Consider the following 23,548-nt stretch of genomic DNA (forward strand, 5'->3'; position numbering starts at 1 on the left):
TTCTTAAACCATATTGATGCGCCTAAGAGAATCTTAACGTTAACCATGGACGAACTGGTGGGGGCAGGTATTGGCTTTATGCTGCTCATTATCTCGAATCAAAAGGTATGGGTTTCTCTATTTGGATTCAGTTTGTTAAGTGGGTTGCGGTATTTGAAGAAAGGGGAGGGTCCAAAAGCCCTCTTAGTGTTGGCTTACTGGTATTTGCCAAGCATGGTTACCCAGTTTTTTCTGCCCAAACTCCCTTTATCCCACCACCGTGTGTATGTGGCTTAAGGAGAAAAAAATGGATTTTAAAAGTTATCAAAGCCGCTTAAGCCAACTCTCTGCACGATTTAACTTGATGGTGGTTCTGGTGTTTGGTCTTTTAGTATCTAACGTCTTGTTGTCTTGCTTTATTAACACAGTCTGGAACCATCATACCATTGAAGTAACGCCATTTTCTGGAAATCCGGGTTATTTTAAATCAGCAACCCGTGTCGATGGTCATTATCTTAGCCTCATGGCTGAAAACTTCGTTAATGAGCGTTTAAATGTAACCCCTGAAACAGTCGATGCCAACCACAAGCGCTTACTCTCTTTTGTGAACCATCAAAAGTACACCCAGATGCTTCGGTTTTTAACGAATGAGGCGAAAGTAATTAAAGCCAAAAAGATGTCTTCTACCTTTGCTATCACCCAAATTAAAACGAATCCCAATCAACTGACCGCTGTTGTTTCTGGGGTATTGAAACGCTATGTCGGGCTTCAACCGCTAAACGATGAACGTAAAACCTACCTGTTGCAGTTCCAATATAAAGACAGTCGCTTATCCATCATTAAGTTTTCGCCTTTTAAGGAGTTCAATCATGCGTAAACCATTAAGTGTCGCATTAGCATTAATATCTACGATGACTATGGGAGCTAATAGTATCTCGGTGAAAGAGAATAGTGACATCGCATTGACGCTTTCTCAAAATAATTACAGCCGCATTGTAGTGAAGAACGATAAAATCATAGAAGCAGTATTTCCACCCAATAGCATGGCCATCAAACGCGACGAGCAAGATGGTTCGGTTTATGTGATGTTGTCTGCGACTAATCCATTTACTTTGTTTGTAACTACTGAGAAAGGCACTCATTTTTCAGTCACATTAAATGGTGAAGAGTCATTAGGCAAAACGATTGAGTTGGTTTCACCACCACAACCCAAAGTTGTCGCCTCTCAAGCTAACACTATAAAAGAAAATCCGAAAACGATAACTCATGAGGCCGTACCCGAAGCAATTCTTGCCATGCTCACCCACATGGAGCACCACAAACCTTTTGCCGATGTGCGGGTAACACGTCAATTTGGAAAAGCACAGCGCTGGTCAAAAGGATTAACCCTCCTCCCTAAAGAGTCCTGGGATGGTAAGCTCTTGAAGGGTGAAACCATGGAGTTATATAACGGTGGTAAAGAGCCATTGGAGCTATCTCAAGAATGGTTTGCAAAAGACGGAATTTTGGCGATTAAATTTTCCAAAGCCTCCATTAATCCTGGAGAAAAAGCCATGCTGTATCGTGTGGAAGCGAGTCGTCATGGCTAACTGGCAATTCAATAAAAAGGTTAAAGAGAATCAGATTCGCACTTTAATTGGTGTGGGATGCATCGTTTTCTTCATCATCGCCATGATGATTGTCTTGTTGGCAGAGGGACGTCTTAAGAAAACAGCCACTACAAAAAAATCAGTCGATTTAACAGGAATCGTAGACGATTCATTTACCGATGCCGTTGCAGACCAAGCGTTAACCACCCAGCAAACAGAACTTGAATCATTAAAAAAACAAATAAGCGAATTAACACAAAACATTAAAACGATGGGGGAAGCGTACCAAAAAGAATTGCAAGCACAAAAAGAAGAACTCACAGCACAAGTACACGAGCTGGCTTTAACCAATCAGGAAAAACAAAGTCATTTGGAACACCAAAACAATCCTTCTGAATTAAACGAAGTACAAAACCCACAACTGTGGCATAATCCCAATACCTATGCCATGAACACAATGATGAATGGTAACGGCACTATTTTATCGAATGCAGCTCCTCGCATTCACACGGTGTCGTTTCGACCTAAACGGCATATTAAAAAAGCACATCCTAATTTTTATCTTAACCCCGCTCATTATGTCCCATCCAATACCTCGGTACGCGCGGTGATTTTAGGCGGGGCCGATGCCGATGCATCAGTTAATGGCCAATCGAAAAATAATGGCGTAATGCTCTTTAAATTCTTGGAAGATGGCACACTACCTAATGGCGAGCGCTCACGCTTAAGAGGATGTCGCGTCAGTGCCAATTCCTATGGAGATATTTCCAGTGAGCGCGCTTTTGCCACATTGTATCGTCTGTCGTGTGCTCATCCTGGCCAGCCCATTATTGATAAGGAGGTTACTGGGTGGGTGTTTTTCAATGGCAAGGTTGGAATTAAAGGAAAGCCCTTGATGCGAGATAACAAGGTCATGACTTGGGCGGGTATAAGTGGTGCTTTATCGGGAGTTGCGTCTGCTGCACAATACGCCCAAAGCGTCCAAGCCATTGGGCCATATGGTGCAACATCGGTTGTGCCTAGCAGTCAAATTGCGCCCTTTGCAGCCTATGGAGGTGCCTCCAAAGCGGCAGATACCTTGTCGGCATACTACGTCAAACGCGCAGAGCAATACCATCCTGTCATTCAAGTAGGCTCGGGCAATGTCGTTACCGTGGTTTTTAAAGACGGATTTTACTTAGAGCCCGATGAAGACAAGAGTCAGCATGCAATGAATCAAGTAAAAGCACAACACGAAACACAAGGATTGATTGCATCTCAAGACGAAAATCCAACTTCTGAGATGAACTTTACAGTTCCTCCCGAAGTCTTGGGGCGTATTGACCGCCTCAATACCTTAAACCGCAATGAAATGGGAGGTTTACGATGAGGTCTGGTTTACTTTGTTTCATTTCAATACTGAGCGCATTGCTTACAGGATGCGGCACGATGAACTCCAATTTCAGTTGTAATGCCACAGCGGGAGATAGTTGTTTGACCATTGAACAAGTCGATGCCATGACCCGTTTCGCCGATGAGGTAAAGCCCAATTCTGCACGGCGGGGCATGATGAAAGCAGAACACACTATCCCAAACCACCAAGGGAAAATCATCCAACAAAATAACGGTCAATCGTTGTGGGTGGCAACAAACCTTAAGGAGCAATCATGGGCGTAAATTTCTCTGTTTGGCGTGATAAAGCAAGGAGCTTATTGCACCGGTTTAGTCATCAACTGGGAGAAACCCTAAGCAGTGAACCGCAATCTCTCTTTGAGTATCAAAAGGGTAAAGAATCGTTGCACTTGGACTTGCCCTCATTCAGGAGTTTACTTCCCTATGAAACGATTAATGAGGAGCTTTTATTTATAAACCAAAATTCCATTGGGTTTGGTTTAAGTGTCTTACCCAGTTGCGGTGCTGATGAATCACTAATGCACTCACTTGCAGAGCTTTTTAAGAATAAGTTGCCAGCAGGTGTTGATTGTACCGTGATGCTTTACAAGCATCGTTATTTATCTCATAGGCTTTCAGAGAGCTTTTCTCCTATTTTAAAACGCGGGGGAATCTATGCAGAACTTGCTAAAATGAGCATTGATTTTCATCTTAAAGCCATAAAAGAGGGCTACAAAAATGGCCGTAATGTTCCTGCCCAGCTTGCGGATTACACCGCGTACCTCTTCATTTCAAGGCGACACCATGCAGGGAATACGCACGATTTAAGTCGTTTGCGCGAGGACTGGGAGTCAGAATTAAAAGTAGCAGGATTTGGTTTTTATCGAATGGAGAGGCTTGAGTTTAAATCCTTGATGCGAACTCTTGTATCGCCATCTTTAGATGAGATTGCATGGCCATTAATCGATAATAACGAAGATGGATTGGTTCGTGATTCTATCCCAAATCTAACGAGCGTGTATGAGATTCATGATAAATGCATCGACATTTCAAGCCATAACTTAGAGCATGAAGAACAAAAGGTGAGGGTCGTTAATTGCCAAATCAGTAAATGGCCTGACGCACAGGATAAAAAATCACAATTTGCCTTATGGCAAACATCGGACTTATTTGCCAATCTGTTACGTCCTGAGCATGGTATTCAATGTCCTTTTTTAATAAGTTTTACCATTCGCGGTGTTAATCGTGAAAAAACAAAAAAAATCGCCAAAAGTCGCGCAAAAGATACGAACAGCAACAACAATTACGTACAAAATTTCTTAGCACCTGGTACGGCTGAACAAGCCGCGCAATGGAGTCTTGTTCATCAGGAAGTGTCACGAGATAACATGGATTTATTGCCTACCTTTTATAATCTCATGCTGTTTACAAGCATTGAAAACGAGCGTGAGCACGTGGCGAAGGCGATCAGTAGTTATCGCCAACACGGCTTTACGCTCACACAAAGTCATGGCACGCAATGGCTTCGCTTTTTAGGTTCACTGCCTTTTGTGTTAACGGAAGGATTGTTTTCGCGTCTGGAGTTAATGGGGCTGACTAAGAGGCTCAGTAATTATAATGTGGCGAATCTTCTGCCTTTGGTTGCTGACTTTAAAGGGTGCAAGGAAGGCTTGTTAATGCCCACCTACAGGCATCAATTGTTTTTTTATGATCCTTTTGATGATCGCAATTTATCCATTGCTAATTATAACCGCTTGACGGTTGCGGCACCTGGTGCGGGTAAATCCTATTTACAGCAAGCACTACTTTTAGACGGATTATCTCGTGGTCATCAAATTTTTGTTATTGATTTAGGAGAATCTTACAAACATTTATGTCAGATGGTTGGTGGTACTTATGTCGATGCAACAACTATTAGCTTAAATCCGTTTACCCTGTTTGATTTTGAAGGGACTACGGAGATTTCAGGGAAGCAAGTTAACAACTACATTCAAATTAGAGATTTACTCGCCATTATGGCAAGTCCCGAACAAGGATTGGATGAAGTTCAAAAGGACTGGCTACTCGATGCTTTGTTAATGGCTTGGAAAGAAAAGAAAAACCAGTGTTGTATCGATGATGTGTTGGATGCTTTAAAGGGGATTTTGCAAAAACCGGAAGGAAAAAATGACAGACGCCTCAAAGACTTGTTGGTACTTTTAGGTAAATATGGAAAGGACGGTTTATATGGTTCCCTTTGTAATGGTCAAACCCCATTATTCAACGAATCCATGTTCACGGTTTTCGAACTCGGAGGATTTGAATCCAATCCCCAATTACTGATTATTGTGATGTTTGTGATGATCATAATTATTCAAGGTCAGTTTTATCATTCCGACAGACGATTAAAAAAACAATGTAACTTTGATGAAATCTGGCGTCCGTTGATGAAAAGTTCCAACCCCCTTATGGCGAACTTTATTGAACAGGGGTGGCGTACAGCAAGAAAATACCTTGCAGGGTTTTCAGGGGTTACTCAACAATTATCCGATACAAAAAATACGGCGCAAGGACAGGCGATTGCAGCGTGCTCTGATACCAAATTTATTATGAAGCAAGGATCATTCAAAGAGTATATAGAGCAGCATCCTACTTTGTTTACCCCATTACAACAACGAGTGATTGAGTCATTTGGTGAGGCCAAATTACAGGGATTTTCTGATTTTATGATTCAGTGTGGCGGTGTGTATTCCTTTCATCGCTACTTTTCCGATCCGTTCTCCAGGGTTTTATTTTCTACATCCGGCGATGAGTTTGGGGAAATCGAAGCATTGATAAAGTCGGGTATTTCCTTAAGTGAAGCAATCAAGCAAGTTGCACATAAATACTATGGAGCGTCATGATGCGAGTAATTCATGCCCTTAGCGGTTTAGGTGCCATGTCGTTCACTATTGGAGCGATATTCTACCTCGCGCCAAATACCGAAATTGTCCTTTTTGATAAAGAGGTGGTGCAGGGACAATTCATTCGCCAATTGGCAGAAATAAAGGCGACCGAATCCCAGGTGCAGCAGTCTACTAGAAGATTTAATGAGGTACTTAATAAGGTACTGGTTGATACTTCACAGCAAAAGAAGGTCATCATTTTAAGGAAGAATGATGTTTTTGCTGGAGGGGTAGATATTACCGATGAGGTGCGGATTAAGTTAAGTAAAGCCATGAGGAACAAATCGTGAACATCCTATGTTGCTTGATTCTTCTTATGATTTCCATGGGTCAGATTCATGCCAAATCCTTTGGAGTGATTGGCGAGGTCTTTCCTGTGGGTGAAAAGAGCTTTTTAAAGCTCATTGAAGAACGGTTGACGGCTTTGAATATCAGTGGAGAACTTGAGGCAATGAATCAGCGCTGGATTCAAACGGCAGCCGAGCATGCCAACAGGCCATCAGCCTTAAATCTTCCACGCACCAATCATTCAATAACACATCATTACGTGCCCGAAATCACTTTAAGTCAGGATATAAGCGATGCGCGAGGTCATGTTTTGTACCCCAAAGGTATGAACGTGAATGCGCTGTCGCAGTTACCTTCCTATCAACCCTGTTGGTTGTTCTTTAATGCGGATGATGAAGCGCAGATGAATTGGGCGCAGCATCAAAAAACAAGCTGTCCGAATCCTAAATTGATTCTGACGGGTGGCGCCATCAATACCGCCGAAAAAAAGCTGCACGCAGTCATTTATTTCGACCAGGCAGGAAAAATTACAAGCAAACTCCATATCACTCACATTCCGGCAATCGTTACTCGCAAAGGCAATCGTCTTGTCATTGTCGAGCAGGCAATCAAGGAGAATGGCGATGTTCTTTAGAGTCTTTTTTGTCGCAATCCTCTTCGTTTTTTCTTATGCAGGATGGAGCAAGCAATGTATCGGACATTTCGTCAATCCCATTCGTGATGTGTGTTGGCGATGCTTATTTCCTTTGTCGATAGGCAACATTAAGGTAGTGAATTCATCCCTTCCCGATACCGACAATGCAGCAAGTCCCATTGGTGTATGTCCAAGTCCTATGGGGTTGCGTGTGGGACTCAATATTGGTTTTTGGGAGCCAGTGGCACTCACCGATGTTACCGACACGCCTTATTGCCTGGTGAATCTTGGAGGCATCAAGCTCAATTTGGGTTTGAAACAGAGCAGGGGAGGGCGTCATGTGGTTGGTAATGGCCAACAGCGTGCGTTTTTTCACGTCCATTGGTATAAATACCCGCTTATGAGCTGGCTTAATCTCATCACTTCAGTGGGTTGTATGCAGGGTGGAGATTTTGATATTGCCTACCTCACGGAACTTGACCCTACCTGGCAAGACTCCGAAATGAGTTTTGTCCTAAGTCCTGAGTCGGTGCTGTTTGGTAATCCTGTGGCAGCAAGTTCTTGTGCCGCGGATGCGCTGTCCTCAACACTGACTAAGAAGCCCATCGATAGCCTTTTTTGGTGCGCAGGAAGTCAAGGTACTCATTATCCGCTAACAGGGCATGTGCATGCCCCACTTTCTCCCGTACAAACCGCATTACTTCTTACCGAGCGCATGAACTACAAAATGCACCGCGAATTGTTAGTATCTGATTCAAGTCCTGCGTCGGGTGCGATTTGCAAAGAACATCACTATTCAGTAACCCCTAAATCCCGTTACCGCTATGAGATGGTAAATCAAGTAGCCGATGGCAAACACTGCTACCCAGGGGGTTTAAGTACTTTGGCTTGGGAGTTTGGAAAAATTAAACCGCACACTCCCGACCAATATGGGTTTCTGGTGTGGCGAAAGCGCAACTGTACCTTCCTTTAAACGGAGATTGAGATGCTAAGAAAGGGAATTATTTTATTGCTGGGATGTCTTGCAAATACCGTACTTTTTGCCTCAACGGTCTTGGTGTTTGTCAGTTTTTCCATGCCCGATAGGCTTTTGGAGGAGACACTCAAAGAAAGCAGCCGTTTACGCATTCCTGCCTATTTAAACGGACTTTATCATGACTCAATGAGGGATACCGCTCTCAAAATCATGGAGTTGAGCAAGCAAGTCCCCAACTTGAATTTGGCCATTGACCCCACCTTATTTGAACGTTTTGGCATTCAGCAAGTACCTGCACTGGTAGTTGACGAGGGAAATGCGTTTGATGTGATTTATGGTCATTTGACCCTACAAGAAGGATTGTCGCGCATTGCAGGACATGGAGACACCCACTTTTCCAGCCGTGATGCTCGGAGGATAAGCGGTGAATAAATTCATCTTGATGTTATTTTCGAGCGCGTACTTTACCGCAACGTTTGCACAAACTCCAACTGATGCGCTAAATGCGCGCGAGCAAGCGATGCAAGCTTTGAATGGATTTAATCCTGCCAATATATTGAAGGGGTATACGCAAAACCCCAAAGAGACAGGCCTTCTCCCACAAGAAGGAACGGACACTTTGTCCTCTTCAGGCTTAAATGCCCTGTCCAACACTCCAGATGCTTTAGAGGTGTATCAACAGGCAGGAACCCGCACGAAGGGGCGCTACAATCCCAATAGCCCAGAGATGCGTTATGCAGAACAATTGCTTGAACATCCAGAAGATGTAGTAAATGGCGTCTGCTATAAAGAACCAGGTTTTTGTGAATCGAATCCAGAGACCAAAACTTGCGAAGAAACCGTGGGCTATAAAAATGTCTCTTGTGGGGATGTGCTAAAGATAACGCTAAAATCTTTCACACAAAACTTTACTCGCGAGGTTATGTTTCCTCATGGAAGTGCCAACTTTCATTTGAGCGAATGCGGCAAACACAACAAAGGATGCAGCAAAGCAAATCTTGCCGAGATAAAGCCTGCGTGTGAAGCATTAAATTTTGAAGTGAGGTATAGAAATAAAGTGCTGCAGCTCCTAAAAAATCCTACCTGCAAAGACCCCACAGTGACGGTATCTTTAGGAAAAATAATTAAGGCGTCCATACCGCTTAAGATGACGTTAACCCAACAGGTAAGTGAAGAGTCTTGGGTGACTCAAGCTTGCGAAAAAAAACCTTCGGATTCATGTATTTTAACGAGCAGCAATTCATGTTTAGAACCTAATGCCACAAAAATCATTGAGGGTATTGCCATTACCAGGCCGTGCTGGGGTCATGCGTTAAACTATCAATGCTCTTATTTAGAAAACAGTTATTGCATGCCGTGGCTAGAAGCCGGATGTTCGCAAGTGGGTTCGAAGTGTCTTAATGCATCCAATGGATTGTGTACCCGTTTCTTACAAACCTTTTCCTGTATGACGCAGGTGTGTTTTCCAGAAAAAACTATTTGTCCTGACAAAATATCCTGCAGCGATGGAGCGTGTGACCTATCTTTTGCGGAAGAAAGTGATGATGCGGCAGAAGGATTGTCACGCCTTGGTGTTCTTGCTGGTGCAGCCTCTGATGTCGCGGCCAAGCAGGTTCGCAGTGGGATGCCTGCTATTTTTACCGGAACCAATTCAACCTGTCGCAAAGTAAAAGCAGATGTACGCAATTGTTGCGGTGGCAGTTACCATATGACCCATTGCAGTGACGATGAAAAACGTCTGGCCAAAGCCAAGGAAGAAGGGCGTGCATTTAACGTAGGAACGTTCTGTGCCAAAAAAGAATTAGGAATTTGTCTTGAAGAAAAAGAGTCATGGTGTGTTTTTCCTACCAAACTGGCTGCCATCTTGCAAATTCAAGGACGTTTTTACCAGTTAGGCATTCACTTTGGTTGGGCAAAAGATGAAGACAATAAGGCCAATTGCCGTGGTATTACCCCAGAAGAGTTGGAACGTATTAACTTCTCAGCTCTTGATTTATCCCCGATTACTCAAGAGCTCATGAATCGTAAAGTACTGCCCAATGAGGGGCAAGTCTCTGCAGTCAATCAGTCCCATATCGAGCGCTTAAAACAGATGGGGCGTGCACATGATTAAATGGGGCGTTTTTCTTTTGATATTCCTTAATTCGCTTGGTGTGTTCGCCGAGAAACCGGTCGGTTTTCTTTGGTACAGCATCGAAAAGGAACAGAAAAAGACAAGGCAACCAATCACCCGAGGTACTGCCTTTAACCAGCTTAGTTTTACTGAACGCGATGCGGTGCTTCGTTTCTATACCATGGAAGCTTTGCATAAAGCGCGGTATACCAAAAAGGTGGAGGACATGCGGGTTTTTTTAAGCCTTCAGGATTACTGGCTTAAAGAATCCTCACGGTTTAAATCGTTGTTTCAACAAACGATGTTGGCACATCCTGAATATGATTACGCGGTGACTCATCCGACCTCCAATCTCGGTGCCAAAATCACCGATGAGGTGCGCGAATCCCAAACCGTAGAAATTATAAACCGGTTGTCCCAAACGCATGGTTTGTTGTTCTTCTATCGCGGAAAAAGCGCTTATGACGTGAAACAAATCCCTATTATTGTTGATTTTTGCAGGCGTTTCCATATTTCAATGTTGCCGATTAGTGTTGATGGCGTCACCTCTTCCGAACTTAAGAATTCCCGAATGGATAATGGGCAAGCCAACCGACTGGGTGTCCGTTATTTTCCCGCATTACTTTTGGTGAACCCAGAAAACCAACGTGTTTCACCTATAGCTTATGGCCTTACGACCCAGGATGTCTTGATGGAGCGCATCAAACAAGTAGCCACACAATTTAAAGGAGACGAATGATGAGCGCGCGTGTATTTTGGTGCTTGGTTTTAGCTTTTATTGTTTCATGTGCACAGGCTGAAGAATCGAAATGGCTTACCAACATGATTGCGGAGAAGGAAGGGGCAGCAAAACAACAACGTCAAGAGACACTCAATAAAAAGGGGAAGGGATTTTTTAGCACCCATGGATTGATTTTGTTCTATGGCAGTCAATGCCCGCATTGCAAGCAATTCGCACCAATATTAAAACGCTGGGTAACTCGTAACAAAGCAGAAGTGTTGCCTTTGTCGTTGGATAATCAACCGTTACCTGGCTTTCCCAAATTTTTACCGGCGACTACTGAATGGATTAATTCTGCCTTTGGCGGGAATGCGATTAATTACCCAGCACTTTTTGTGGTGAATCCTAATACCAAAGCTTTATATCCGGTGGGATTTGGTTCAATGACGGAAGCTGAACTCAATGACCGCATAAAAACACTCATCCCTAAAATTAAGATGTATGAAAACAAGGGGATAATGTAATGCAAAAAGGTATTCTTACCCTTTGTTTATTGAGTTTTTTCTCCACTGCTCAGGCGAATGTGAGTACCGATTTGGATAATTTTTTTAACGGGATGGGCTATGCCTCGAATGTCACTTCGCCTGCTGCCTTTGAAACCCAAGCCGCAGGATTTTTTGGTGGCGGTTCCCTCTATGCCCGTAACCAGGTACGGCAATACCAATTAGTGCAACTGGATTTACCCAGCTATCGCGCAGGATGCGGCGGCATCGATTTATTCACTGGGAGCATGAGCTTTTTAAGTGAACAAAAGCTTGTTGATTTAGGTAAATCGGTAATGACCAATGCGGGTGCTTATGCAGTGGATGTGATGTTGGCATCAACTGTGCCCGAACTGAAGCAAGTACGCGATTATCTCCAACAATTAGAGCAGATGGCCAATCAAGCCAGCATCAACTCCTGTCAGCTCTCGCAAAATATGGTCGGTGGCATCTGGCCAAAAACAGCCGAAAGCCAGCAAAAAATCTGTAAAGACCAAGCGGCCATGGGTAAAGAGGGACTTTTCAGTGATTACGTCAAAGCAAGGATGGCCTGCTCTGGAACTGGTTTTGATAATGTGATGAATAAAGCGTCCCTTGACCCTGAGCGTAAAAAGCAAGTGGTTTTAAATAAGAATCTCGTGTGGTCCTTGTTGCAAGCCAAATCGTTCTTAAATAGTGATAGGGAGCTTGCTGAGATGGTAATGAGTCTAACAGGCACATTGATTATTGATAAAGAGGGCAAGGTGACCAATGTGCCTTCATTGGCGGGTAACGCTGATTTAATTAATGCACTGATTGGCCTAGGAAATGGTGCTCGAACTGCCAAAATATGGCGTTGTAAAGATGCAGGCAGCAACAGCCAGTGCATGCAGGTGGGTTTACAGGATATCACCATCCCAGAAACTTCAACGCTTACTTATAAAGTACGTGAGATTATTCGCACCATCAATACAAAGCTCATTAATGATGAAAAACCCGGCAATCGGGAGCTTAATTTTTTAAGCATGACGTCTTTACCTGTGATGAAGTTTTTGTCGGTGTTAAACAGCATGCACACAGGCCGCAGTGCCGTAGACATTGAAGAATATTCGATGCTAATCGCCCAGGATTTGTTAACGAATTATCTCACTGAATTAGTGCGTGAGGTCAGCGTGGCCACAGCAGGTTCTGAGTTAAATAGCGATTTAGTCAAAGAAATTCAAAAGCGCATCAATGAGGCAACTTTGCTCCTGGCTTCCATTGATCCAAAGGTAGGCCGCAAACTACAAGAAAAACTCATGCTGATTGAACGCATGGCGCAAATTGAAAAACAGGTAGCCTCGCAAATGAACAGTACAGCGGGTTAAGGAGAGAGGCTCATGATAACGATGCATGTGTTGGCTGGTGGTGAATTATTCCAGCATGTTTTAAATGCGATAACAGCCTTTATGAAACAGGACAGTTTTTTCGGATTGTTACGCATTACCGCATTAATTGGCATAGTCATGGCAGCAGTTGGTTTTCTGAAAACTCGTGACCCAATGGCTTTTGCACGCTGGTTTTTAGGTTATGTGTTGTTTGTAAATGTGGTGTTATGGCCTAAAACCTCTGTACTGATTGACGACATTTCATCGCAAACGCCGAAACTCGTGGGTAATGTGCCGGTAGTGTTTGCACTAGGAGCAAGTCTTGTAACAATCATCGGTTATGGTTTAGCGCAATCCTACGATGCGTTACTAACCATGCCTGATGATTTGCACTACACCAAAACAGGTGCATTATTTGGGTCACGCCTGATTTCTGCTTCAACCTCTTTTCGCATTAAAGACCCAGTGCTTAAAGAGGAGATTAATGAGTACTTTCGAGCGTGTGTGGTAGGAGACATTCGGTTAAATCGGAAGTACAGTGTTGGGGATTTAGCTCATTCCACGGACATTTGGAATCTTATTACTGCGAAAGCTTCGCCGCTTCGCATGATTTCGGTGAATGGTAAATTAGTGGCTTGCCAGGAGGCCTCCAAACCTGATGGGCAATACAGTTTGCGCAAAAAGCTGGATGCTGAAATTAAAAAGGCATACAAATTTTTTGGCGTGAATTTATTTGGTAAGCCTAAGAATACCACCTATGAAGCGTTATTTAGCACTCATCTTAAATCAGCCTTTGATTATTACCAGGGCTTAACTGATTCTTCCAGTAATATTTTTTTACAAAGCATGATGATTAATGCGATGAGCGATGGTGTGGCGCATTATCAAGCGTTTACGGATGCAACCGCAGGCATTGTGAACCAACAATTTACCAAATCCCAGGTACAACACCGTTGGAGCTGGGAAGTGTTAGGGCAAAAAGCGTTGTGGATTTTGCCGATTACCCATACCTGCTTAACGCTTTTATTGTTTGGCGTGTTTCCACTAATTATTGCTTTAACCACGTTACCGGGCGGAATACGAATTCTTTATGGCTATATGCAGTTTTTCATGTCGCTGCAATTTTGGCCGGTGCTTTTTGCAATTCTTAATGCAGGTATGACCATTTATGGTGCTTCATCATCGGCTGAATATGGCCAGTTTACCATGGTTAATCTTGATAAGATTGATGAATTGCACGCCGACATTTCGGGTACCTGCGGTTATTTGATGATGCTCATTCCTTTTCTGTCCCATGGTTTGGTCTCTCAATTAGGTGGCGCATTCAGTAATCTCGCAACCAGCATGATGAGCCATATGCAAGGCTCCAGTATGTCAGTGGCAGGGGAGGCTGCTAGCGGCTCTTTTGGGCTTGGTCAAACCAGTTTTTATAACACAACGGCCAATAATTTCTCGGCGAACAAACATGATTCCAATTGGACACACATGCATGGTATGCAGACCGAACAATTGAGAAGTGGGGTATTAAAAACATTGACAGGAAGTGGCGACGCTGTTTTTGATGTCAGTCCTGGTATGACTAAAAGTCATATTCATATTGCCGATGCCAAGGCATTAACAGGCTCATTGAACCAGGCGTATGAGCAATCAACTCAAACAGCTGCCAATGAAAGTAAAGCGTATCAATCCGCCCTAAGTAATTTTGCTCATCGCGCACTAGCACTGGCTCAATTATCAGGACACGATATGCGCCTTGGCGATGGAATCAGTTCTTCCGATTCAGCTCACTATTCCAGTGCGCTCTCTCAAATGTCACGGATTGCGCAAGATGTTGCTAATCGTCACGGCATCAGCAAAGAAGATGCCTTTGCGGCGATGACCAGTGGCGGGCATGGGATTTCAGGAGGGGTTGATCTTCAAAAAAGTATTGCTGGAAAAATCTTTGGCATTAAAGGCGGGTGGGATGCTCATCTTAAATACGAACGCGCATCAACTAATGCGTATCGTGCGCATGAGGGTTATGACAAGGTCATTTCTGCTCAAGAAGCCGAGGATTTTAATAAAGCAAGCCAATATGTGGCCCAATTTGCTAAAACACATCATTTTGATGACAGTCATTCCGAGGCAGCATCGCTATCGAACCAAATGGGAGTTGATATCAGAGAGGCTGAAAATAGAAGCCATAGCTACGATGTATCACAAACTCGCGCTATGCGTATTGCAGAGGCCAAGCACTATGTGGAATCAAAATCGGAGCAAATTACAGCCGATCTCAATCAAGCGTTTCCATCTTTTGTTGCATCGAAGGTGGGTGGTTCTCATCGCGATGAATTATTTGCACGCCCTGGAGATATGAGTTCAATACAAGAGTTAGAAGAATTGGCCGGTGCCTTTGTTACTACCAAGCGCGAACAATTAATCGCTGAATTCAGGCCGAAAGAATCGTCTTCTTCAATGGATGCCTTTTATCAGAATGAAAGCCAATCCTTAAACCAGAAGAGCAATAACATTGGAACGAATTATCAAAAAAATCATGATGCGTTAACCGATAGCGCCAAAACATTGAGTGTTGGTATTGCTGATAATAGGAAAAATAACTTAGTGAATCAGGTGGATGAAAAAGTAAATGATATTCAGAGCACGCATCAAAATACTGTAGAGCTAAGTCCACCCGATCATATTTTAAAAACTAAAGCTGATCGAATGAACAAATACAAAGAAAAAGAATCTGATGGGAAGTATGATGCTAAAGCTGGAGTTATCCCAGGACATGCCGTGGATAAAGGGAAAGAGACTCTAAAAGAGCTATTTGAAGGAGATAAATGACATGACAATCGATTTAAAAAAAGCACTGGCAATGGATTTAGAGACGCTAAGACATCTGGATCTAGGTATTATTTCCGCAGGAGCGTATTACAAACGCTTGTTTGCAAGCTGGTTCTTCTTATTTGTTTTGCTCCTGGCGATTCAATCTGCAGCCTGTTTTTTTGCCGTTCGAATCAATGCCTGGGACTATGCGCCCCATGCTGAGCGGTGGGAAAAATCCAATATGGACGATGCTAATAGGGAAGAGTCTACGCTACACAGTCCATCCAGTCTTTATGATTTGGGAGAGCAGTTTCCTGATGCCAGTCAGGAAGAGCTTAAAATGATCCAAAAAGAAAAGGAGCGCAAATGGCAAGAAGGTTTTCTTAGGCGCAAGAAAGAACGTGAACTCAAATATGAAGAGGCACGCCTTGATGAGCATGCTTTGCTAAGAGCAAAAATGGTGTTTGGCGTGTCTTTTTCCTCATTGCTGATGTCGCTGTTTGGTCTGGGTTTCATTAAAAATTACATCATTTTCAAACTCCAAATTAGCCCAAAGCTTCAAACAGGCACCTACCTTGTTCAAAAAACGCAATGGGCTCTCGCAGGATTCTTTTTTATTTTTGGAATGTTCGCGTTTCTTTTTATTCCGCTCTTTGAACAGGATGTCGTATTTTTTTCCGCCATACCCTGTTTGATCCTAGCAGCCATTGCAATCAGCATTGCTGTTAATATGGAGGCCAGCCGAATCGGGGTGAGTATCCTATCAAAAGCTATTTCCGATTACTTCCATAAAGAAAAAAACGAGATTTCCAATGCGTAAACAACCTAATTTCAAGCATTACACACGTGGCGGGATAATTAGTTTTCACAACGTTCGTATGTGGGATCAAATTACGCTTACATTAATGTTTCTCTGTCTTTTTCTTTGGGTAATACTTACCGGAATTATCACCTGGTTAGTTATCTCCGCGGAGAATCTACAACAAGCAATAGCTTATTACTATGCTCTTTTTTTGAGTTTAGTAGGACAAAAACACACATTTGCTCTTTCGTTTCATGGTAAAGAGTATCACCAATCAGTAGAAGCCATTCTTCACTATCCTTATTATGCAGAGAATGCTAAGCACGTGATCAATTCATTGGGTAGAGCAACACTGAGTGCATTTGCTGTAGCGTTTCTTTCAGGGTTAGGGATTGCCATTTACTTCATTAAACGTGGGAAAGAGCAGAGCGAAAGTCAATTTGTTCGAGGCAGCCAACTCAAAAGTTCCAATGAGGTGAAGAAACAAATTCTTCATGATAAAGCGCATTCTGATATTACGATTGATACATTTCCCCTTATCAAAGACAGTGAAGTCCAGCATGTGCTGGTACATGGAACTGTAGGCACCGGAAAAAGCCAGCTCATTATGAAAATAATGGATTGTCTTCGTAAAAGAGGCGATCGGGTGATCGTCTACGATAAAGGGTGTTCGTTTATTCCTCATTATTACCAAGAAGATTCAGATGTTATTTTAAATCCCTTCGATAAGCGTTGTGCCAATTGGGATATGTGGTTAGAGGCACCTCGTGATTCGGATTTTGAAAATATGGCCGAAAGCTCTATTCCCATGCATGGAGAATCTGATCCCTTTTGGGTTAACGCGTCGCGAACCGTTTTTTCATGCCTAGGTTCAGTGATGCGACATCATTCTGAGCGCTCACTTGATAAACTATTGAAATTGATTTTAACCGATGAATTTTCTGCTTTGGAAGAGTATTTACAAGGGACTCCCGCAGCAACCCTTGTCAGTAGTAAAATTGAGAAAACGGCTATTTCTATTCGTGCAACGCTTACCACCTATTTGAAATCATTTTCGGCATTAGCGGAACTGAATCAGGAAGGGAAACCCCCTTTCTCTATTCGAGACTACATTCTTGATGAGCAACAAAAAGGGTGGCTTTTTATTTCATCCAATGGTGAAACGCATAAGTCACTCAAACCTTTAATTTCTATGTGGTTAGCCCAAGCTTCTTTGGCTCTTTTGAGCCTAGCGCCTGATAGAAACAGACGTATTTGGTTTATCTGTGATGAGTTGCCAAGCCTTCATAAATTGCCTCTGCTTGATGAAACGATTGCCGAGGTACGCAAGTTTGGCGGTTGCTTTCTTCTTGGCATGCAAAGCTTTTCACAGCTTACCAAAGTCTATGGTCAGGCAGGAGGCAGAGAAATTTTTGATTTGTTAAACACTCGCTTTTTCTTTCGTAGTCCGAGTAGCGATATGGCGCGTCTTGTGGCCTCGGAACTTGGTGAAGAAGAAATCGAGGAGTCACGGGAAAATTATTCCTATGGCGCCAACAGTATTCGAGATGGGATTTCGTTAGGCGCACAACGAGTTACACGCCCCATAGTTTCCTATCCGCAAATTATGGAGCTTAAAGATTTGCACTGCTTTGTCCGTTTGCCAGGAAACTATCCCATTACCCAGTTAACACTTGATTTGGGTTTTAGGAGAACAAAAGTCAATGGTTTTGTTGAACGCTGCATGCCAAAAACGTTTAATTTCTCTCAATTAACATCAGTTGATAATGATTGGGAGTCGGGTGCCGACAGTCATATGGGGAGCGAACCACTAACGAAGAACAAAATAAATGCGAAGCCACAATGCATCAAGGAGCTTAATCTTGAGCCTTTGTAAATTGTTACATCTCTGCAAGTTTCTGCTGACACACACAATTGATTCATTTCCAGTTTCGCTTGGATATGCAGAAAAATCAGAAGCCTATATTGTTGTAAAATAATCCAAGATCATCGATTTATGCAACAACGCCCATAAATTCGCCTAAAATAACTCCGTTCCTGGTAAAAATATTTTTGTGACAGACCTTATTGCGAGTCCATTATCTCAGTATAGAGCTCATGAGATAGAATGGTATTTTTCGGATAGCCTCTTACTGCAACGTATCCATTACGTACACCGTAACGGCGGGTCAGATTGGGATCCCGAGCATGCCTACTATTTGATCAACCGGATAATTATTAATACACTTTAGATTATAATGGTTATTTAAAAGATTATTCATGTTTGCCTATATTGAGAACTTCTTTTCATCGGACTCAGAAATTAATTTTACAAAGGACAAATTAGATAAAACTGCTACAAGTAAGCTAATTGACTATTTTAGTCGCCAAAATACATTGCCGCTGTTTCTACCTGCAGGCAAATATTCTGGCATAGTCTTACAGCAATCTTTGGTGTTAATTCCTGGAGATAGACAAAATCCCCAAACCTGTTCTTACCTTGTTGTAGGCGAGGTGATCAATAAAACAGGAACAACCGGTTTGATTCATAAAGTTGAAGGTACTTTAAATATTAATTTTTCTAATAAAACAATTACTTATAATGCCGATCCTCCTAATAGCCCAAGAGTCGCAAAGATTTCCAAAAATGAGAACCAAAACGTATTTGACGAGCAATATACTATTGGGAAAAATTTCCCGCACTTGAATATAATTGAACCGATTTTCGATCCTAAACAACACAAAGCAATTTTGGTAATGAATTTCATTTCGGGCATGGACTTTGATCAATCACTTGATAACTTATGGGAAATAGATGACTTAACAAGTAGATTAGATTTTATTAATGAATTTTTCATTGCTTATAAAGCTCAACTTTATGATATAGGAAGGACTCATGGAGATTTACTCTCCACAGGAAATTTCTTGTATGATTTTGAGAAAAATAAAACTAATTTTATTGACTTTGAACATAGTCAAATAAGAGATGAAAATAGTTATTTATCTGATTTTAGTTCATTTAGAGTTATAATTAATCAAGTGCTCCAGCAACTCTCAGACAAAGAACTCACCCAAGAACATAGGGAAAAGATTTTGCAATTATGCAATAACCTAAGAGCAGTGGTTCCTAAAAATAAGGAAGTAAACGAAGCGATCGCGAAACTCGAACATGAATTACCTAATCTTACGCGAACTAAAGAGGTTATTGGGCTGATAACTTCATCAATATATCAAGCCCTTGTTAATTCAGAGAGTGAATATCTTAGCCAGTCCGCGCAACCGAGGTTTTGAGAGAGGAAGCGTCTCCAAAAGGCTTGAATGTGATGAATCATCCTGATTCAGCTTTTGGATGGGAATATCTTTTCTTGTTCGGCTTTAGTTAATTTGTTCCATGAGCGCATTAAAGCTTCTCCTGCGGCCAACTTCACTTTAATCTCTTTAGATGGCGCTGTTAAATAATGGAGAGTAAAACCGCTTACAACACCTCCTAATAATGCCGCAGATAGGAATAAGGCCGTACTCCATCGTCTTGAACTTTTTAGTTGTGCTCGGTGCTCCGTTAATTCTTTACTCAACTGACATAACGAATTAATGCTGTGATTAATGGGCTCATAAGCAAGATGCGTCACTTCTTGGGCTATTGTTTGGGCGCTCTCACGGATATTTTGTTTTAACTCAGTCTTAATACGCTCAATCACACTTTGTTTGCATGTTTTTTCAAAAGATTCGAATTGAATCAGATGCTGTTCAAATTGCTTGACAGAATGTGCCATTTGGCCGGACGCCAGTGTAATGACTTCACGTTCTTCATTCATTTGCCCATAAAGCCCTTTTAACAAAAGAGTTACCGATTTAAGGGTTTGCACTGCTTCAAAAAATTCCTTATCAGCACCTTTTGGATGCTCATTCGTTACCTTATTGATTAATGTTACTTCGTCCTCTTCTCTATCCAACATGGCTCACCCTTATATGTCTAATTCTTTATCAATGATTCTTATCCGGTGCACTTCCTGCTCATTCCTTTTTATAAAGTGCTCAGCTTGCTTTGCAAACTCAGGATAATCCTTTTTAAATGCATTCATTAACTGAGAATCACCCGGTAATTGCCCCATTAAACGGACTAATTTATCTTGTTGCTCTGAAGTGAGTCGATTTTGTGCCAAAGCCTTACTGTAAGGCTCAAAAGAACGTGCTAATGATTTGGCTTGACGTTCAGCAATAGATAATAAACTATCGGCAATGTGCAGGACTTGGCTTGGGTTTTCTTTCAAACACTGCTGCTCAAACGCATCAAGCTTTTGTTGCTCTTTTTGCAAGTCTCTGCCCATCACCTGATTCAGCAAGGATTCAATAGAGCGTTCTGATGTTCTGACGCGCTCAGATGAAAGGGAAAGGGCAGGGGACTTATCCAGAATAAGCCCGCGCTGTCGTGCAAATTCCCCCTGCATGTGGGTGTAATCTAAGGTGATGTCTTTCGCACGATTTCTACTCAGGGCGTGAATGAGTGCTTTATCATGGGCAAAAACTTCGCGACTGACAAAGACATCACAGCTTTTGCGATGGCGCGTCATGGCCACGTAGGTGGAGTGAGCATCGTAATGCGCTGTAGGCAAGACATACGCTCGGTCAACGGTCACTCCTTGCGCTTTATACACAGTAGCCGCATAGCCATGCTCCATGTGTTTGTAGTAATTGGTGTTTACCTGAACGATTTGCGGCTTTGAATTTAAATCATCTGCGTCAAGAGCGACGGTGATGAGACCCGATTTGGCATCAATGCCTTGAATGGTACCTAAGGTGCCATTAATCACTGAAAGACTGTCTTCTCGTTTTAAGAAGTACACGCGGTCATTCACTGCAAAGGAGCGCTCCCCGCGCTCCATATTGAAAACAACATCCTCACCAAGTTGTCCGTCTTTTCGTTTCATTGCACGCGCCATTTCATTGAGTTCTTTCACATCCTTGCGGGTGTAGGCAAGAATGATTTGAGAATCTGAGGGGCTTGCAATGCGCACATCGTTCCATTGCTCAATCAGGGCGTGTTTTGCATCATCTGTAGTTCCGAAGCGATGAACATGGTCATGAGCATCATAAGCGAGAAGGGCTTTACCCACTGCGCCTTGGGCTAAATCCAAGGAAGCATCCATTTGCCAAGGGGTTGTTTGTCTTCGGATTTGATTGAGTTCAACGTACTGGTAATTTTCTGCAATCGCTCGAAACGATGCGCCTGCTTCAATAGCTTGCAGTTGCTGCCAGTCGCCCACCAATACCAGTTTTGCACCTGCCTGTGCTACTTCACGCGTCAAACGCTCCATGGTACGCGAGCCAAGCATTCCCGCTTCATCCACCACTAAAATATCGCGTGACGTGAAATGAAACATGCCCTTATCCAGGCGATAGAAGAGGCTAGCAATGGTACGTGATTCAATACCTGAGCTGTCCCTTAAATTAAGTGCTGCAATCCCCGATAAAGCCGCTCCATGCACCCGGTATCCTGATTGCTCCCAAATTTCCCGCGCAGCACCCAAGAGATAACTTTTTCCTGTTCCGGCATAGCCTAAAAGGGATTTTAAATCACCTGGCTGGGTTAAATAACGAAGCGCTGATTCTTGTTCTTCTGAAAGTGTTCGACTCGATTGTGCAAACAAAACCGTCTTCTCGCACACCTCATGACCTAAACGATGATAAAGCACATCGGATTGGTGCATCATTGAGGATTCTATGTGCAACATATTCTGCGTTGAAAATCGTTGTTTTCCTTCTTTATCCAGCCCTAGATATACTATCTCAGAAGATGATTTAACCCGTTCGAACACCAAATTAAATTGTGCTGCATTTTCCGTATGGCGGTTAATGAAGCGAGCCAAATCTTGATGGGTAAATGTCGATTGGCCTCGAGTAATTGCATCCAAGGCGATTTCAGGCTGCTCAAAAATTAATTGCCCATTTTCACGGGCAATGCGTTGGTGGTCTGCAAGCCGCGCCATGCGCTCTTGGGCGTCCTTGGGTCCAATTTTATATTGGGGCTCTAAGGCAATGCCTTGTTCTTTATAGCTGCGATGATCTACCTTTTGGTCAATACCCTGCAAAGCCAAATGACGATTTTCACAATTCGCCCATTCTTCACGCCAATGTTCTAATAAGGCATTATCGTTCCAACTTCTTTCTTTAAGACCAAATCCTTCTTCATGAGCTTGCCTTAAACTTAAAAGAACATGCGCATGCGGTTGATAGAGCCCATCATCACCTTTGGGATTATGCAGACATACATCGGCAACCATGCCACGTGCTACAAATTCATTGGTTACAAACTCACGCACCAATTCGATGTTTTGATCCATGCTTAATTCACGGGGAAGGGCGAGCTGTACTTCACGGGCAAGTTGTGCATCTTTACGTTTTTCGGAACGCTCCACTGCATTCCATAAATCGGAACGGTTGCTCATCCATTCTGGCGCGTTGGGAGGTAAGAAAATCTCTTTATGAACCACTTCGCTTTTATCGGTGAAATCATGAATTACGCCGGTGCGTTCATCAATAAGTTCTTCACCAGAACGATAGGCTGATGCCGCAACAATACTGCGGCCTTGAGAGCGTGAAATGATTTGCGCGCTGAAACGATAGATGGCCATGTCCCTATACCATTTTGGTGATTTTAATTCTTGTTTTGTTCCTTGATAATTTTCAGCATACCAAAGCACACGTTGCAACGCAACGTATAAGCGCGCACTTCTGTCGCCAGTGCGGCATTCGGGTCGCTTCGCTCCAAGGTTAATTTTTATTATTTATTATCCTCTTGATATTTATAGGAAACATCGTAAAATCTTAGTACTAGGACGACTATTGACCGATAATAAAATGAGCGAAAAACAATCGCGGCTGGATGCCTTAAAGAAAAGGAAAGAACAGCTCAATGCACAAATCCAAAAACTGGAATCACTTGAAAAAGCCAGGGAGCGAAAACGTGATACGCGGCGCAAAATTCTTATTGGTTCCTATTTCATTGATAAAGCGAATCAAGCAGGAACATTGTTTGATTTATACCAACAAATGAATCACTACATTAAACGAAATGCAGACAGGGAACTATTTCATTTAGAGCTAGTTCATGAAGAAAAAAGTGTTCCCGAAACTGAATCAATGGAATAACTAAGTAATAAAGGGGAATGAAGAAAGAGATTAGACTGATGTTCAAACCGTTTATATGCATTTACAGCAATCTTGAATGCAGGTGTTAAAAAGTCATTTTTCGCTTTAATTCATGAGAAAAGATGGCTCGCGAATTAAGTAGATATTAGTTGATAAATAGCGGTCAAAAGTTCTCCCATTTTATTATCCTCTGAAATTGTATAATACTTAATTTCAAAATTAAGCCAGCTCATCACCTCCTTTATGTAGAATATCACCGTGGATTTGAGTACAATCTCTGTTTGCCATTTTAATTCTCTTTGAATGTTAAATCAAAGGGTTAGTTTC

The 23,548-nt window shown here is 42.6% G+C and carries 21 protein-coding genes; 19 read left to right on the plus strand and 2 right to left on the minus strand.

Features of this window, described 5'->3' with window-relative positions; genetic code table 11:
• The 18 genes from traL to A8O27_RS16470 all read left to right on the plus strand — a co-directional run.
• Positions 1-276: type IV conjugative transfer system protein TraL (gene traL / locus A8O27_RS16385; RefSeq protein WP_064115130.1), on the plus strand; the 276-nt coding region annotated here is incomplete at its 5' end.
• A 10-nt stretch (positions 277-286) separates the two neighbouring features.
• Positions 287-856 (plus strand): type IV conjugative transfer system protein TraE, encoded by a 570-nt coding sequence (gene traE, locus A8O27_RS16390; protein WP_058460594.1) that lies wholly within the window; start codon positions 287-289, stop codon positions 854-856.
• Complete coding sequence (gene traK, locus A8O27_RS16395) at positions 849-1,568, plus strand: type-F conjugative transfer system secretin TraK (RefSeq protein WP_058460595.1); 720 nt, start codon at positions 849-851, stop codon at positions 1,566-1,568. Before traE ends, traK begins: the two co-directional genes overlap by 8 nt.
• The gene (locus A8O27_RS16400) at positions 1,561-2,937 is read left to right on the plus strand and encodes a TrbI/VirB10 family protein (RefSeq protein WP_064115131.1); all 1,377 of its coding nucleotides are present in this window, start codon (positions 1,561-1,563) and stop codon (positions 2,935-2,937) included. The genes traK and A8O27_RS16400 overlap by 8 nt, the downstream gene beginning before the upstream one ends.
• The gene (locus A8O27_RS16405; RefSeq protein ID WP_058460596.1) at positions 2,934-3,224 is read left to right on the plus strand and encodes a TraV family lipoprotein; all 291 of its coding nucleotides are present in this window, start codon (positions 2,934-2,936) and stop codon (positions 3,222-3,224) included. The genes A8O27_RS16400 and A8O27_RS16405 overlap by 4 nt, the downstream gene beginning before the upstream one ends.
• A complete protein-coding gene (gene traC, locus A8O27_RS16410; RefSeq protein WP_058460597.1) occupies positions 3,215-5,821 on the plus strand; it encodes a type IV secretion system protein TraC in 2,607 nt (868 codons plus the stop codon). The genes A8O27_RS16405 and traC overlap by 10 nt, the downstream gene beginning before the upstream one ends.
• Entirely contained in the window at positions 5,818-6,153 is a 336-nt protein-coding gene (locus tag A8O27_RS16415; protein WP_235810571.1) for a TrbI F-type domain-containing protein, read from the plus strand. The genes traC and A8O27_RS16415 overlap by 4 nt, the downstream gene beginning before the upstream one ends.
• Positions 6,150-6,785: a type-F conjugative transfer system protein TraW gene (traW, locus tag A8O27_RS16420; RefSeq protein ID WP_082642484.1), complete on the plus strand. Its 636-nt coding sequence runs from the start codon at positions 6,150-6,152 to the stop codon at positions 6,783-6,785. Before A8O27_RS16415 ends, traW begins: the two co-directional genes overlap by 4 nt.
• Positions 6,775-7,758, plus strand: a complete 984-nt coding sequence (gene traU, locus A8O27_RS16425) for a conjugal transfer pilus assembly protein TraU (RefSeq protein WP_058460600.1) — start codon at positions 6,775-6,777, stop codon at positions 7,756-7,758. Before traW ends, traU begins: the two co-directional genes overlap by 11 nt.
• 12 nt (positions 7,759-7,770) lie before the next feature.
• Positions 7,771-8,193: a type-F conjugative transfer system pilin assembly protein TrbC gene (gene trbC, locus A8O27_RS16430; RefSeq protein WP_058460601.1), complete on the plus strand. Its 423-nt coding sequence runs from the start codon at positions 7,771-7,773 to the stop codon at positions 8,191-8,193.
• Positions 8,186-9,874: a conjugal transfer protein TraN gene (gene traN / locus A8O27_RS16435; protein WP_058460602.1), complete on the plus strand. Its 1,689-nt coding sequence runs from the start codon at positions 8,186-8,188 to the stop codon at positions 9,872-9,874. The genes trbC and traN overlap by 8 nt, the downstream gene beginning before the upstream one ends.
• Complete coding sequence (traF, locus tag A8O27_RS16440; RefSeq protein ID WP_058460603.1) at positions 9,867-10,613, plus strand: type-F conjugative transfer system pilin assembly protein TraF; 747 nt, start codon at positions 9,867-9,869, stop codon at positions 10,611-10,613. Before traN ends, traF begins: the two co-directional genes overlap by 8 nt.
• On the plus strand, positions 10,610-11,119 hold the full coding sequence (gene trbB, locus A8O27_RS16445) for a type-F conjugative transfer system pilin assembly thiol-disulfide isomerase TrbB (protein WP_235810573.1): 510 nt from the start codon (positions 10,610-10,612) through the stop codon (positions 11,117-11,119). Before traF ends, trbB begins: the two co-directional genes overlap by 4 nt.
• Positions 11,119-12,483 carry a conjugal transfer protein TraH gene (locus tag A8O27_RS16450; protein WP_058460605.1) on the plus strand — a complete coding sequence of 455 codons (1,365 nt, stop codon included), beginning with the start codon at positions 11,119-11,121 and terminating at the stop codon, positions 12,481-12,483. The genes trbB and A8O27_RS16450 overlap by 1 nt, the downstream gene beginning before the upstream one ends.
• A gap of 12 nt (positions 12,484-12,495) precedes the next feature.
• Entirely contained in the window at positions 12,496-15,309 is a 2,814-nt protein-coding gene (traG, locus tag A8O27_RS16455) for a conjugal transfer mating-pair stabilization protein TraG (protein ID WP_058460606.1), read from the plus strand.
• Position 15,310: 1 nt separating this feature from the next.
• Positions 15,311-16,111 (plus strand): hypothetical protein, encoded by an 801-nt coding sequence (locus A8O27_RS16460; RefSeq protein WP_058460607.1) that lies wholly within the window; start codon positions 15,311-15,313, stop codon positions 16,109-16,111.
• A complete protein-coding gene (gene traD, locus A8O27_RS16465; protein WP_058460608.1) occupies positions 16,104-17,969 on the plus strand; it encodes a type IV conjugative transfer system coupling protein TraD in 1,866 nt (621 codons plus the stop codon). Before A8O27_RS16460 ends, traD begins: the two co-directional genes overlap by 8 nt.
• 383 nt (positions 17,970-18,352) lie before the next feature.
• Positions 18,353-19,363: a hypothetical protein gene (locus A8O27_RS16470; protein ID WP_058460609.1), complete on the plus strand. Its 1,011-nt coding sequence runs from the start codon at positions 18,353-18,355 to the stop codon at positions 19,361-19,363.
• A gap of 47 nt (positions 19,364-19,410) precedes the next feature.
• Here the strand turns inward: A8O27_RS16470 and A8O27_RS16475 are convergent, their stop codons facing one another.
• Positions 19,411-20,028, minus strand: coding sequence for a hypothetical protein (locus A8O27_RS16475; RefSeq protein WP_058460610.1), 618 nt, complete (start codon positions 20,026-20,028; stop codon positions 19,411-19,413).
• Between the two features lie 9 nt (positions 20,029-20,037).
• Positions 20,038-22,704 (minus strand): Ti-type conjugative transfer relaxase TraA, encoded by a 2,667-nt coding sequence (gene traA / locus A8O27_RS16480; protein WP_082891535.1) that lies wholly within the window; start codon positions 22,702-22,704, stop codon positions 20,038-20,040.
• Positions 22,705-22,915: 211 nt separating this feature from the next.
• Between traA and A8O27_RS16485 the strand changes: the two genes are divergently transcribed.
• A complete protein-coding gene (locus A8O27_RS16485; RefSeq protein ID WP_235810579.1) occupies positions 22,916-23,221 on the plus strand; it encodes a mobilization protein in 306 nt (101 codons plus the stop codon).
• Positions 23,222-23,548: the final 327 nt, after the last annotated feature.

The sequence above is a fragment of the Legionella bozemanae genome, assembly GCF_001648595.1.
Taxonomy (GTDB): Bacteria; Pseudomonadota; Gammaproteobacteria; order Legionellales; family Legionellaceae; genus Legionella; species Legionella bozemanae.